This window comes from Collinsella sp. LCP21S3_D3 (genome assembly GCF_052118305.1).
Lineage (GTDB): Bacteria > Actinomycetota > Coriobacteriia > Coriobacteriales > Coriobacteriaceae > Collinsella.
In genome coordinates this window covers 1-11,314 of sequence record NZ_JBQKHK010000026.1, presented here as the reverse complement: position 1 = coordinate 11,314, position 11,314 = coordinate 1, and the positions used below count along the sequence as shown (strand labels likewise).

Here is an 11,314-nt window from a genome sequence, read left to right as displayed (position 1 = left end):
GGCCCCGGCCTGAGTGAAGCGGACCTCGGGCGCGTCCGTCAGGTTGCCGCAGATGGTGATGGTGTTGGTGCTCATGATTGGTCCTCTCTCTGGCCGCAGTGGGTGCAGCGGCCGTGTCGGTACAGGTGTCGTGGGGTGATGGGTTGGCGGTGGTCGTCTAGTCCCATCGCGCCGGTGAGGATGTGGAGGGCGGAGCAGGCTGCCGGGGCGGGGGCTCGGCGGTCGTCACCCGCCCCGGCAGCGACTCGGGTGGTGCTCATACGGCCACCGCGCTCTCGACCCGGTTGGCGTAGGTGGCGCGCATTCCCTCATCGGTGGCGAGGTAGGCCATGTGCGCGAGGTGGTCGCTGACCTCACGGAGCGCGGCGGCGTGGGTGGGTCGCCAGCGTCCGATGTGGCCGCAGTCGCAGCGCCACACCCAGTGGTCCGGCGTGTCGCGCCAGATGTGCGGCTTGTGGTCGGAGAACCAGGCGGCGACGATCTCGCGCAGGTCGCTCTCGATGCGGCGCTTGTCGCCGTCGTAGTCAAAGAACCGATGCCGGCGGTCGCCGTGCTGGCCGTGGGAGCCGCAGTCGAACAGCTCGCACGTCGTGCCCTGCTCGTGGGTTACGCGCTGGTCGTGGTCGCGGCGGAAATGGATGACGATCTCGCGGTAGTGTGCGCGGTTCGTGGCGTCTCGCTGCCAGATTTCGACGCCCCCGCGCTCGGTGGCGATGCCCCAGCCGGTGTAGCCACCGGGGTTCGTAGTAGGGATGACGACGGTCATGCCGTGGCCTCCTGCTCGGCGTCGGGCACCAGCTCCGCCTCGTACACCTCGCCCGTGTCGGGATCGGCCAGCGACTCCGCCACAGCAGCCTCGGCGGCGACCAGTTCGGTAAGGGCAGCGATCACGGCAGCAGCCTCGGTCTCCGTCAGGTCGGTCGCGGACGTGAGCGGATGTCCGACAGCCTCGACGGCGAAGTCCAGCGCCTGCCTCTTGGTGAGCCCGGCCTGTTTGACGAGTCCGCCGATGGTGGTGGTCTGCTCGGTGCTCAGCATCGGCTCAGCCATGCCGCGCAACGCCTCCATCGCAGCATCGACGTTGGTCGGGGCCGGGTCAGGCGTCGGCTGCTGCTGGGTGACCGTGACCCGCTCCGGTGGCGTGCCGGCCCCCAGTTCCTCGGGGGTGTAGATGACGCCGTACAGGGCGTCGGATGCGCCCATGCGGCACACCTCGGTGATGGCGCGGGCGCGCATCATCTGCCCCTCATACTTGGACCAGTTGCCCTTGCCGGACAGTCCAGCCGCCTTCGCCTTCGTCCTGTCCCAGCAGGACGTGAACTCGAAGTCGGGGTCGTCGGCGCGGATCAGGGTGGCGGTCACGACCGGGCCATGCTCGGTGGCCTCCTCGCGGATGCGCAGCTTGTGCCCGGCCCGGCGCACCAGTGAGGCGAGCAGGTCGGCCGACGCGGTCGGCTTACCCTCGATCACGTGGATCGAGTTGATGGCCTGCATAGGCGGGATGCCGAGCGCGTCCCCGTACTCGATCGCGATGAGCACGTTCGCGGGTTGCTTGTAGTACTGCCTGGGGAGCAGGTTCCCGTCTGCGAGGGTGCGGGCGTACTCGAGTTTTTGGGGCATGGTTGCCAGTTCGGTGCCGGTCATGCTGCTGTCCTGCCTGTGGTGGCCGCGTCTCGTGCGGCGTGGAGGTCGGTGATGAAGCGCTGCCCGGCCCGCATCAGTGCGGTGAACAGGGCTGGGTTGAATCGGATCGGGTAGGTGGCGAAATCGAAGCCGCGTTCACCGGCGGCGAGGATGGCGAGGATGGCGCGGTCGAGTCCGAGGATGCCGAGGCCCCACTGCACCTGGTACAGGTAGTGCATCGGCACCCGATCGGTACCGGCCCGTCCCCATGCGTGCGCGGGGCGGTGGGGGTCGTCCCAGTCGTCACCGGTCAGGACGGCACGCCGGTCGGCGGTTTTCGCCTCGACCAGCACCCCGTCTGTGGTGACCGCATCTGGGTTGTACAGCGCCCAGTCGTGGCGGGGATGCACATGGGTGCCCGCCATCGCGTCGTCGTAGATGAGAGGCGTGGGCCATGAGGTGGTGAGGGATCGCCGCTCAGCGACCATGCCGAGGACAGCAGCCTCGAGCATGGTGCCGCGCCACATCGCCGGGGTCTGGGGGTGGACAGTGCCGGCGATCTTGTCGGCGATGAGCTGGTCGCGGTGGGTCCATGGGGACAGTCCGCAGGCGGCGGCGATCTCGGAGCCGCCGATCCGCCAGCGCCGCGCCTCATGCCACTCGGGCGTGTTCGGCGGGTAGGTGCAGAGTAGGGTCACAGTCCCGCCTCCCACCATGCAGCGGAGTCGAGGATCTCGCCGCAGTCGCCGCAGACCCGCCACGCATTGCAGCCGTAGGTCTCCACGTCGATCTCGCCGTCGTGGGGGCAGGCGTCCGGCTCAATACAGGCGCTCATGACCGGACCTCCGTCCCGAGCCACAGCCCGACGCAGACCACGCCGATGGACAGCAGGACCGCGATGACGGGCACGATGATGTCGAGCACGATGCGGCGGGTCATGACGCACCGCCGAGCGCGGCGAAGTCGATCCCGGCGGCACGCATCGGCTCGGTGAGCGTCGCGACCCCCAGCGCATCCGTGATTACACGGACCGTGGTGCATGGCCAATCGAAGGGCTCGCCATCGTCGTAGCGGCAGATCGTGCAAGCCCATCCCACGCGCTCATCGACATGCACCCACTCGCCCCCGTCGGTCTCCATGTGGTCGTGGTTGACCTCGTGGTCATCGCATTCACCCGGGATGCATGGCTCGAAGATGCCGACGCGGGGATGCTCCCGCAGTACCGCTTCCAGCGCGTCGAGCGCCTTCGGTAGGGCGGTGCTTGCATCCTCGACGGCAATCAGGCCGCAACCGCTCCACGCGTCGTAATCGCCAGTCGCGATAGGCGACCAGCCAGCCTCGGGGTGCTCGGCTTCAATGGCGGTGTAGGTGGGGCCATTGGTGGGGTCACCTTCTGCTCCCTCCCTGTAGCGCCAAGGTGCGGGGGGTGCGGCGTCCAGCAGGGCGCGGCGGCGAGCGATCCAACCGGCGGCGGACTCGACCATCTCGTCGGTCAGGTAGTCAGTCATAGCTGCCAGCTCCAATCTGGGGTTCCGTAGATGCCTGCTGCGAAGACGAGCAGGCAAGAGGTGATGATGATCAGGGCGAGTATGAGCACCTCGGCGGTGTGGTTGCGGTCAGTCATCGTCATCACTGCCGTCGCCGTCGCCACCGCCGTTGCCGTCGCCAGTGCCGTCGCCATAGCCGTAGCCAGTGCCGTCGCCAGTGCCGTAGCTATAACCGTCGCCGTAGGGCCAGACCTTGGCCAGCTCCAGGCCATCGATGTAGATGTCGCCGTAGGGCCAGACCTTGGCCAGCTCCAGGCCATCGATGGCGGACTCGAGGCGCGCCTTGGCCTCTACCATCGCTGTGGTCGAGGCGTCGACCTCGGCGAGTTGCGCCAGCAGTTTATGGCTCATGACTGCACCTCGATCGGGTCGCCGTCGATCGTGACGGGTCGGCAGGGTGTCGCCACGCGGGGTGCCTTGCACTTCGGGGTGTCGCCCAGGATCGGGCGCAGGTCAGCGACAGACACCCCGACCGCGAGCCAGCGCGTCGCCTCTCGGTGATATGCGGTCGCCTCCGCCGGGGAGGGCGAGAAGTGCAGCCCCCCGCCGCAGTCGTTGTCGTCGCGCCAGTCGGCGGCCTCCGGGAGCGTGCCGGGCGCGTAGCTGGTGCCGTGCGGGCTGATCCAGTTGTCCCCGACGGCCTTGTACACGGTCGCCACACCGTCAGCGACCTCGATTCCGTGGTAGGCGCACCATGCGTCCGGGTCTGTCGGCTCTTGCGTGTGGTCAATGATGACGCCTCCTACGATGGAGGCGCGCCTAGAGTGGCAGTGGACAGCGACCCGAGGTCTCGCCGTGACCGTGGCCGAGTCGTGGGCCCTGACCGTGGCCGAGCCGTAGGCCGCGACCGTGGCCGAGTCGTAGGCCGTGACCGTGGCCGAGTCGCAGGCCATGACCGTGGCCGAGTCGCAGGCCATGACCGTGGTTGAGCCGTAGGCCCTGACCGTGGTTGAGCCGCAGGCCGTGACCGTGGTTGAGTCGCAGGCCCTGACCGTGATGTATGAGCCGGGCTCGGAGCGGATGTCGATGACCCGCGCTCCTGCGGCGATAGCGGCGTCCAGCTCGGCCTGAGTGGTGACAGTAATAGGATCAGTCATGAGATGTGCCCCTTCCTGGGGTACGTGGCCCTCGCCGTGTCAGCGGTGAGGGCCGATCTGTTTGGTGGGGTCAGCGCGTCTTGGAGCTGGTGATGAGCCGGTTGACCTGCGCGGCGGAGAACAAGACGCGCCCGTTTCGCTTGCTGGACGGCTTGTGTCGGCGAAGCTTCCCGTCGGCGGCGAGCCGGTCGACGGTGGTGAGGCTGACGCGCAGCAGGTCGGCCACCTCGGCGCGGGTCATCCAGTCGCCGCTCACGACATCACCTCGGCAGAGAGTTCAGCGTCGGCTTCGTCGGCGTACCTTTGGGCCAGATCAGCCAGCCCCTCTATCGAGTCAGCCGAGTGCTGAGACAGGAAGTCGAGCTCACTGACGGTGCGCAGCAGGCGGGCACAGATCGTGAGCACCGTCACGGCTTGAGTGAGTTGGGCAACCCGCTGCACGTTCATGCCGCCACCTCGCTATCCAGGAGCGAGTCGAGGTCAGCGGTGCCACCCAAGATGCGGTGCAGAGCCGACAAGCCCTTGGCGGTGATGCGGATCGTCGGGGCGGGCAGCTCCAACTCGCCGGTACGGTGGTTGAGGAACGGGCCGGACGCCATTTTCTGCGCCAGCCGTCCACACTCGATCTGCGACTGGTAGGCGTGCCACTGCTGGCGATGCCCTGAGCGGTAGATCCAGCCCTGCTCGCGCATCGTCTCGAACAAGCGGTTGCGGCCGGTGCTGATCGCGGGGTCGCGTGAGAGCACCTTTGCGGCCTCGTCCACGGCGTAGTCGCCGGCGCAGGCGACCATGGTGGACCATGCGCGGGCGGCGGGTGCGAGTTCACGGGCACGCTGCTCGGCCAGTTCGCGGGCGTCCTCGGCCTCCACGACCATCAGCGCCAGTTCGCGCTTGGTGATCGACTCGACCCGGTAGCCGCCCGTCCTGCGGATGGAGGGCAAGACCTCGCTGGTGATCCAGCGGCGGAAGGTCGCGGCCTCCGGCTTGTCTGAGCGGATGACCACCTCGTACATGCCGGGCTCGCTGACGATGGTCATCTGCTGCGCGCCGCCAAGGGTGTCAATCTGAGTGACACCCCTCATATCGTCGGCGATGCGGCTGGCGGTCATGCTGACGTTGCCGAGTCTGAGGACTTTGCACAGGTCGGTAAGGACGAACCACGGCTCGCCGTCGATGGTGACGACGCGGACAGTGGCATCGCCGTAGGCGAAGGGGACGAGCGTGGCGCTCATGCTGCCACCGTCCGGCGAATCGCTGGGTAGGTGATGGCCTCGAGCGGGACGCCGAGGGCGTCTGCGAGTGCGCGTGCGGTCTGGGGGCCGGGCTGCTTGCGTCCGGCTTCGATGTTGGACAGGAATGCGCCTGACACTCCGACGTCCTTGGCGAGGCGGACCTGCTTCATCCCTACCGCGTTGCGGAGAGCGGCGACCGCTGCCCCGTTCACGAGTCTGGTTGCTTCCATAAGAAGAGAGTAGGAAAGAACAGGAAAGAAGTCAAGTAAGGAAACTAAACTACCAAGAAACTGGCAGTGACTAGGGTGCGCGCTGCGTAATTACAACGATGTGTTTCCCTGCTGAGCGGCTACTCTTTCCTCATGACCCCGAATCTTTCCCGATTTTTCCTGTCACCGTGGTGGACATGATCACCGGCCAGCAGCTCCGAGAGGCGCGACTGAGGCGGGGCTGGTCGCAGGGGCAACTCGCAGACAAGCTCGGCGTCACCGAGCGCAGCATCGGCAACTGGGAGCGTCGCGGGATACCTGCCACCCAGCAGGTACGCATCGCTGACGTGACACGCTAACCCAGCTCCCCCATGCGCTGCGCGATCGCCCTGTCGCGCTCGTCGGTGGCGACCTGGTACAGCATCGCCATCCCCGGCGTGGTGTGCCCGAGCCGCGCCATGAGTTCGCGGACGGTCGCGCCGGACTGAGCGGCCAGCGTCGCCCCCGTCTTGCGGAGGTCGTGGACGGACATGCCGGGCCGACCCACGGCCCGTGCACCCCGCTGATGGGCGCGGTAGATGGACCCATCGCTCAGTGGCCCACCGCCACGGGCTGGGAACAGCAGCTCGTCGCCGGTGGCGTCCGGGTGATGGGCATCCCAGTCAGCGAGCCACTGAGCGATCCCCTCAGCGATGGACGGCGGCAGGTGGGCTGTGCGGATACCGGCAGTGGTTTTGGGCGGCCCGATGTGCCACCGCCGCCCGCCGTCCGGGTCGGAGATGCGGGCGGCGGTGCGCTCGACGCGGATGGTGGTGGCGTCGTCGGAGATGTCGCAGCGCCGCAGTGCCCGCACCTCACCGGATCGCAGCGCCCCCCATGCGGTGATCGCGAGGATGACGCGCCACCGGTCGGGGACGGCGGCGAGGTAGGTGCGCAGCTCGGTGGGGCTGAGCGCGACTGAGCGGTGCGCCGGCGCAGGCTTCCCCGCCCCGCGGATGCGGCACGGATTGGTCGGGATCAGGCCATCCTCCACTGCATCGGAGAGGATGGAGCGCAGGAGCTGGTAGGCGTTGCCGTTCTGGGTGGCGGTGGCGGCGGGTAGTGCGTCGTACCATGCACGGACGGCCTCGGGGCTGATCTGACTCACGGCGATGCGTCCGAGGGTGGGGGCGATGACCTGCTGCACGAGGCGGCGGTACAGGGCGGCGGTGGAGTCGCGCAGCGGCTTGCGGGCACGGCGCTGACGTCGGGCGATGATGTCGGCGCAGTAGGCGGCGAGGGTGACGGCGGCGACCTCGGGGGCGCGGACGCTGGGAGCGATCCATGTGCCCCGGTCGATGGCGATCTCCTCATCGCGGAGCCATGCCTCGGCGTCGGAGCGCAGGAGGTAGGTGGAGGGTGCTCGGTGACGCTGCCCGTCGGGGCCGATATAGCTGGCCTGGTAGCGGTCTGAGGGGAGTCTGCGGAGGGTGCCGAATGCTCGGCGAGTGCGTGCCATGCTGACCACACTAGTGCACGTTAGATGCACGCGGGGCGAGAGGATCGGATATTTGCGCTCAGTGCGGAGAGGTTCGACTCCTCTCTCGCGCACAATAAGTCGAAGCCCCTGACTAGGAGACATACCTAGTCAGGGGCTTCTCGTTGTCTGCATTGGTCCGCAGGAGTGCTCATGAGACCGCATGGGACCGCATCACTAATGCACGCTAGATGCACGGCCAAGAAATCTCCCCGGTGTTTTCTCGATCCCCTCTTGCATACCGGTACCCACATGTGTATACTGGGATACATCAGATAGGGAAAGGAACCCGCTATGAACGCCACGATCACCTACCGCACCGGCAGCTACTACAGCGAGACCGACACAGCCAACCACATCTGGGAGATCTCCGACGAGCAGGGCATCGCCTCCGAGCTGTACGTCAGCATCAGCGACGCCGAGGTCATGCAGATCGAGACCCGCGAGGATCGCCGCGGCGAGGGCCTCGCCCGCCAGCTCTGGGAGGCCGCCAATGCGCAACTCGGCATCGTCTACCACAGCCTCCCCGCGCACCGTACCCCCGAGGGCGAGGCTTTCGCCAGCGCGGTCGGCGGCGAGTCCGTCACGGAGTGCCACATCGATAGCTGCGACTGCACGGACATCATCGACGACGACCCCTACGGCTACTGAGCCACCACCGACCACACGACAGGAGACAGACCATGACCAGCTACACCACCCGCGACGAGGCCATCCTCCGCCAGATCATCGAGCCCATCGAGTCCGGTGACGCCAGCCGCGACGAGTACGACATCGACGCGATCGCCGCTGAGGTGCTCGACACCATCGGCGAGGGCACCGAGTACCGGTGGACGCAGACCGCCGACGACGCCGAGTTTTGGGCCGCTGTCGAGCGCCACCGCCGCCCCAGCATCCTTGAGCAACTCAACGGCTACGACGGCGACAGCCTGTTCCGGGACGTCATCTACGGACTCGACGGCTACGACGAGGACGCCACCAGCGAGGCCGACCCCAACTACCGCAACGACACGTTCGTCGCCGCAGGCGTCACCTACCGCTACGACTACCAGCGCGCCGAGTGGGTGACCGCATGACCACCGCACGCGCACCGATGACCGAGCACGACCTCGACGCATGGCTGTCCGACACGACCGCCACCCCGACCCAACGCGCCGAGCTGCTGGCCGCCGACGCGGCACTGTGCGAGACGATCCCCGACGATGGGGAGCCCGGCACGGGTTCCCCGGAGTTCATGGGCGCCGCGAAGCTCGTCCTGGGCGACGCCACCCTCGCCGACCTCGCGGCCACGCTGCTGGCTGCGCGGATCGCGGAGCGTGAGGCGATGGCCGAGCTACAGGGCGCCATCGTCGCGGCCCATCAGCGGGGGGTGTCAGTGATGGAACTGGCTCGCCAATCGGGTCTCACTCGACGCACCGTGTACCGGACCCTCAGCCGATGACGGCGGCGGCCTGCGGTCGTGGGAGTCTGAGCGGGATCGGATCAGTGAGCGGGCTGAGGCTCTGATCTGGGCTGAGCTGGCCCGCCATGATGAGCAGGTGCGGCGGATGCTGGATGCTGGGGTGCCGGTGGTTTTGTCGCGCCACCCGGTGGGTGACAGGCCTCGGGGGTGGTGGGCTGCCGCTGCCGGGCGGGCGATGCTGACTGATCCCGATCTCGAGGTGGAGTGGCTACGATGATGAGCACGACGCGCTACTAGCGCCTGAGGCAGCAAAAAGCTGGCCCCCGCCACGGGGGCGGGGGCCAGTTGCTTGCGCCAGGGTTAGGTCTAGGTGGTGAGGACGGCCTGCACCGCCAGCATGATCGCCGCGTCCGTGACCCGTGCCGGGTGAGTACCGCATGCGGCGAGCTCGTCCCAGACCGCCTTCCGTGACGGGACGCGACCCGAGAACGCTTTGCACGCCGCGCCCCAGTGGTAGGCGTAAAGGGTGGCGAGGGAGGTTTGCTCGCCGCCGACGGTGATGCGGGCTCCGATGATGCGGGACATGTGGATGGTCGCCTCCCCCTCGGCTATGCCTGCGAGGCGGGTGGCGCGTCGGATGCGGTCAGCGAGGCCAGCGTCTTCCTCGGCGAGCCGGACCTCCTCAGCGGATGCGTGGATGGTGATTGCCATAGTGATCTCCTTGTCAGGTGTTGTGTGGGGTGCCGGGGAGGGCGACAGGCCACGGGTCGCGCGACTGCCCGCTAAAAACGCCCATGTACGCCCCACCGTCGCGTGTGGCCCCAGGGGCTACCCTCAACTCGTCTCCACTGAGGCGCAGGGGGGTGAAGCTTTGGCCGCTGCTCGCGTAGGAGTACGGCTCGCCGCGAGCGAAAACTCTCCACCCGGGGGTGAAGGTCCATATGATCGGCTCGTACTCCGAGGTTGAGGTGCGGAAACCGTAGTCCAGCGTGATCGAGCTGCCGACGCGCCTCAGGATGAGCACACGATCCCAGGAGCCACCCGTCTTCATCCGGTCGTAGTAGGGGCTCAGTGGTGCCACGTCCCGGAAACCGGTGTCTCCGACGGTGCAGAGCCACCCGTCGCGGGAGCATAGGGTGTCCGTCAGTACTCGCTGCCACCGCCACGCCCCCACACTCGCGCCGTCTGTGGAGCGGTACTCACACCCCACCGGCAGTGCTGCGAGCTGGGACGCCGTCAGGGACGTGGTGGACGGGATATCGGGCCTGCCGGGGCCGACCACGAGATAGTCGGAGGCGGTCGGCACCGCACCCGGCGGGCCGGGGCTCCCGGGTGGACCGGCCGGGAGCCCGAGCTGTAGCGCCATGTCGGGCCACTGCCCAGTCAGGGCAGCGGTCGGGGGCTGGCCTGCCGCCACCTGTGTCGCGGTGACAGGCCACGGCCCGGACGGCACCGGCGCACCATCACCCGCCACACCTCTCGGGACACCAACATCGAGCGCGTAACTACCCGGCCCCGTCTGACGCACCTGCACCGTCGCCGACTGGCCGGGGGCCAGTGTGGACGTGGTGCCAGCCGTGACAGTCGGCGCGGGTCCGGTCAGGGCAGGGCCGGTGGGGGTGCCGTCGATGACGAGGCGGGCATCAGCACCGACGGCCACGGCCGGGGAAAGCCCGTCATCGCCGCGCTCACCCCGCCGCCCCTCAGGCACACCCAGATCGAGCCGATACACACCAGCGCCAGCCTCCACCACAGAGACCGTGGCGGGCTCGCCATACGGGACCGTCGAGACACCCCCAGCAGTGAGCTTCGGCGCGGGTCCAGTAGCACCCGGCACGCCCGGCACATACCGCACCACCTGCCCCTGCTGCGGACAGTCAGCAGTCCAGCGGGAGATGACACGCACCTGCCCAGCCATCAGGGTTCCGCCCCCATGGACGACCGCCACGCCACGCACATGCCACCCAGCAGACACCACCTGAGCGACCTGCTCAGCGGACAGCACCCACGACACCCCCTCGGCGTGAGGCGACGGGGACACGTCGAGACCGGCCTCGAAACGCAGCACCGCGCCGGACGGGACGCCGGGCGCGACGATCGACGCCGGGTCACCCTCCACCAAACGCACCGTCAACGGCGCGACCGTGGGGCCGATATCCAGCCCTCGACACTCAGCCACCGCAGATCAGTCCTCGTCGGCGGCGTGGCGGGGACGCAGCTCCACATGAGAGTCGTCCCCGAACCGGCGCAGCAGCCACGCCACCAGCGCCGTCCCAGCAGCCTGCGCCAACGTCCACGACCACTGAGGCGCAGTCTGCCACACCTGCGACCACGACTCGGCCCCCAGCACAGCAGGGGCAGCCATCAGCACACCGAGGAGGACAGCGACCCCGAGACCCTGCCAGAGGGTTTGCCAGCCACGCCGGGCAGCGATAGCCGGACGCGCCTCAGCCGGGATCGGGGGCACCGGCACCGGTGCCGTCGTCTGGTCAGTCATCATCTAGTCCTCTCGTACAGGGGACGGCTCCGTGTCGTCCACCGGATCAGGGTCGAGCCACAGGCTCGGGTCAATATGGTCACGGATGCGGTGCGGGACGCGGGGCATCCGGCCCCAGTCAGGGCGGCGGAGCATCCCGACCTGGTCGATGAACCAGGCGGCGGCGGACAGCTGTCCCAGCCGCTCGGACA

Annotated in this window: 20 protein-coding genes; 4 read left to right on the top strand and 16 right to left on the bottom strand. The window is 68.2% G+C overall.

Annotation, left to right across the window (positions count from 1 at the left end; genetic code table 11):
• Nucleotides 1-256: 256 nt before the first annotated feature.
• The 12 genes from ACTQ1S_RS08755 to ACTQ1S_RS08700 form a co-directional block, all read right to left on the bottom strand.
• On the bottom strand, nucleotides 257-766 hold the full coding sequence (locus ACTQ1S_RS08755) for a hypothetical protein (RefSeq protein ID WP_441042251.1): 510 nt from the start codon (nucleotides 764-766) through the stop codon (nucleotides 257-259).
• The gene (locus ACTQ1S_RS08750) at nucleotides 763-1,644 is read right to left on the bottom strand and encodes a hypothetical protein (protein ID WP_441042249.1); all 882 of its coding nucleotides are present in this window, start codon (nucleotides 1,642-1,644) and stop codon (nucleotides 763-765) included. The genes ACTQ1S_RS08755 and ACTQ1S_RS08750 overlap by 4 nt, the downstream gene beginning before the upstream one ends.
• On the bottom strand, nucleotides 1,641-2,321 hold the full coding sequence (locus ACTQ1S_RS08745) for a YqaJ viral recombinase family protein (RefSeq protein WP_441547516.1): 681 nt from the start codon (nucleotides 2,319-2,321) through the stop codon (nucleotides 1,641-1,643). Before ACTQ1S_RS08745 ends, ACTQ1S_RS08750 begins: the two co-directional genes overlap by 4 nt.
• The gene (locus tag ACTQ1S_RS08740; protein WP_343118921.1) at nucleotides 2,318-2,458 is read right to left on the bottom strand and encodes a hypothetical protein; all 141 of its coding nucleotides are present in this window, start codon (nucleotides 2,456-2,458) and stop codon (nucleotides 2,318-2,320) included. The genes ACTQ1S_RS08745 and ACTQ1S_RS08740 overlap by 4 nt, the downstream gene beginning before the upstream one ends.
• Nucleotides 2,459-2,558: 100 nt before the next feature.
• Complete coding sequence (locus ACTQ1S_RS08735) at nucleotides 2,559-3,146, bottom strand: hypothetical protein (protein ID WP_441547515.1); 588 nt, start codon at nucleotides 3,144-3,146, stop codon at nucleotides 2,559-2,561.
• Nucleotides 3,128-3,253 carry a hypothetical protein gene (locus tag ACTQ1S_RS08730; RefSeq protein ID WP_441085735.1) on the bottom strand — a complete coding sequence of 42 codons (126 nt, stop codon included), beginning with the start codon at nucleotides 3,251-3,253 and terminating at the stop codon, nucleotides 3,128-3,130. The genes ACTQ1S_RS08735 and ACTQ1S_RS08730 overlap by 19 nt, the downstream gene beginning before the upstream one ends.
• A complete protein-coding gene (locus ACTQ1S_RS08725; protein WP_441085734.1) occupies nucleotides 3,240-3,521 on the bottom strand; it encodes a hypothetical protein in 282 nt (93 codons plus the stop codon). The genes ACTQ1S_RS08730 and ACTQ1S_RS08725 overlap by 14 nt, the downstream gene beginning before the upstream one ends.
• The gene (locus ACTQ1S_RS08720) at nucleotides 3,518-4,267 is read right to left on the bottom strand and encodes a DUF7666 domain-containing protein (protein ID WP_441547514.1); all 750 of its coding nucleotides are present in this window, start codon (nucleotides 4,265-4,267) and stop codon (nucleotides 3,518-3,520) included. The genes ACTQ1S_RS08725 and ACTQ1S_RS08720 overlap by 4 nt, the downstream gene beginning before the upstream one ends.
• A gap of 70 nt (nucleotides 4,268-4,337) precedes the next feature.
• Complete coding sequence (locus ACTQ1S_RS08715; RefSeq protein ID WP_441042236.1) at nucleotides 4,338-4,523, bottom strand: helix-turn-helix domain-containing protein; 186 nt, start codon at nucleotides 4,521-4,523, stop codon at nucleotides 4,338-4,340.
• Entirely contained in the window at nucleotides 4,520-4,714 is a 195-nt protein-coding gene (locus ACTQ1S_RS08710) for a hypothetical protein (protein ID WP_441046701.1), read from the bottom strand. Before ACTQ1S_RS08710 ends, ACTQ1S_RS08715 begins: the two co-directional genes overlap by 4 nt.
• The gene (locus ACTQ1S_RS08705) at nucleotides 4,711-5,499 is read right to left on the bottom strand and encodes a phage antirepressor (RefSeq protein ID WP_441069403.1); all 789 of its coding nucleotides are present in this window, start codon (nucleotides 5,497-5,499) and stop codon (nucleotides 4,711-4,713) included. Before ACTQ1S_RS08705 ends, ACTQ1S_RS08710 begins: the two co-directional genes overlap by 4 nt.
• Nucleotides 5,496-5,729: a helix-turn-helix transcriptional regulator gene (locus ACTQ1S_RS08700; protein WP_366150681.1), complete on the bottom strand. Its 234-nt coding sequence runs from the start codon at nucleotides 5,727-5,729 to the stop codon at nucleotides 5,496-5,498. Before ACTQ1S_RS08700 ends, ACTQ1S_RS08705 begins: the two co-directional genes overlap by 4 nt.
• A gap of 98 nt (nucleotides 5,730-5,827) precedes the next feature.
• Here ACTQ1S_RS08700 and ACTQ1S_RS08695 point away from each other — a divergent pair, with 98 nt between their 5' ends.
• Nucleotides 5,828-6,067 (top strand): helix-turn-helix transcriptional regulator, encoded by a 240-nt coding sequence (locus ACTQ1S_RS08695; RefSeq protein ID WP_441069401.1) that lies wholly within the window; start codon nucleotides 5,828-5,830, stop codon nucleotides 6,065-6,067.
• Here the strand turns inward: ACTQ1S_RS08695 and ACTQ1S_RS08690 are convergent.
• A complete protein-coding gene (locus tag ACTQ1S_RS08690) occupies nucleotides 6,064-7,206 on the bottom strand; it encodes a tyrosine-type recombinase/integrase (RefSeq protein ID WP_441042228.1) in 1,143 nt (380 codons plus the stop codon). The two genes, ACTQ1S_RS08695 and ACTQ1S_RS08690, sit on opposite strands and share 4 nt — an antisense overlap.
• Nucleotides 7,207-7,518: 312 nt before the next feature.
• Between ACTQ1S_RS08690 and ACTQ1S_RS08685 the strand changes: the two genes are divergently transcribed.
• The 3 genes from ACTQ1S_RS08685 to ACTQ1S_RS08675 are packed head-to-tail and all read left to right on the top strand — an operon-like array spanning nucleotide 7,519 to nucleotide 8,665.
• The gene (locus ACTQ1S_RS08685) at nucleotides 7,519-7,875 is read left to right on the top strand and encodes a hypothetical protein (protein ID WP_432232227.1); all 357 of its coding nucleotides are present in this window, start codon (nucleotides 7,519-7,521) and stop codon (nucleotides 7,873-7,875) included.
• A gap of 32 nt (nucleotides 7,876-7,907) precedes the next feature.
• Nucleotides 7,908-8,300: a hypothetical protein gene (locus tag ACTQ1S_RS08680; RefSeq protein WP_441547513.1), complete on the top strand. Its 393-nt coding sequence runs from the start codon at nucleotides 7,908-7,910 to the stop codon at nucleotides 8,298-8,300.
• Nucleotides 8,297-8,665 (top strand): helix-turn-helix domain-containing protein, encoded by a 369-nt coding sequence (locus tag ACTQ1S_RS08675; RefSeq protein WP_441042224.1) that lies wholly within the window; start codon nucleotides 8,297-8,299, stop codon nucleotides 8,663-8,665. Before ACTQ1S_RS08680 ends, ACTQ1S_RS08675 begins: the two co-directional genes overlap by 4 nt.
• A 327-nt stretch (nucleotides 8,666-8,992) precedes the next feature.
• Here ACTQ1S_RS08675 and ACTQ1S_RS08670 read toward each other — a convergent pair whose 3' ends face one another.
• From ACTQ1S_RS08670 to ACTQ1S_RS08660, 3 genes are all read right to left on the bottom strand, one after another.
• On the bottom strand, nucleotides 8,993-9,337 hold the full coding sequence (locus tag ACTQ1S_RS08670) for a hypothetical protein (protein ID WP_441042222.1): 345 nt from the start codon (nucleotides 9,335-9,337) through the stop codon (nucleotides 8,993-8,995).
• 1,474 nt (nucleotides 9,338-10,811) lie between these two features.
• Nucleotides 10,812-10,991 (bottom strand): hypothetical protein, encoded by a 180-nt coding sequence (locus ACTQ1S_RS08665; RefSeq protein WP_441085560.1) that lies wholly within the window; start codon nucleotides 10,989-10,991, stop codon nucleotides 10,812-10,814.
• A gap of 135 nt (nucleotides 10,992-11,126) precedes the next feature.
• Nucleotides 11,127-11,314, bottom strand: a 188-nt coding sequence (locus tag ACTQ1S_RS08660) for a hypothetical protein (protein WP_441042220.1), incomplete at its 5' end; no start/stop codon positions are given.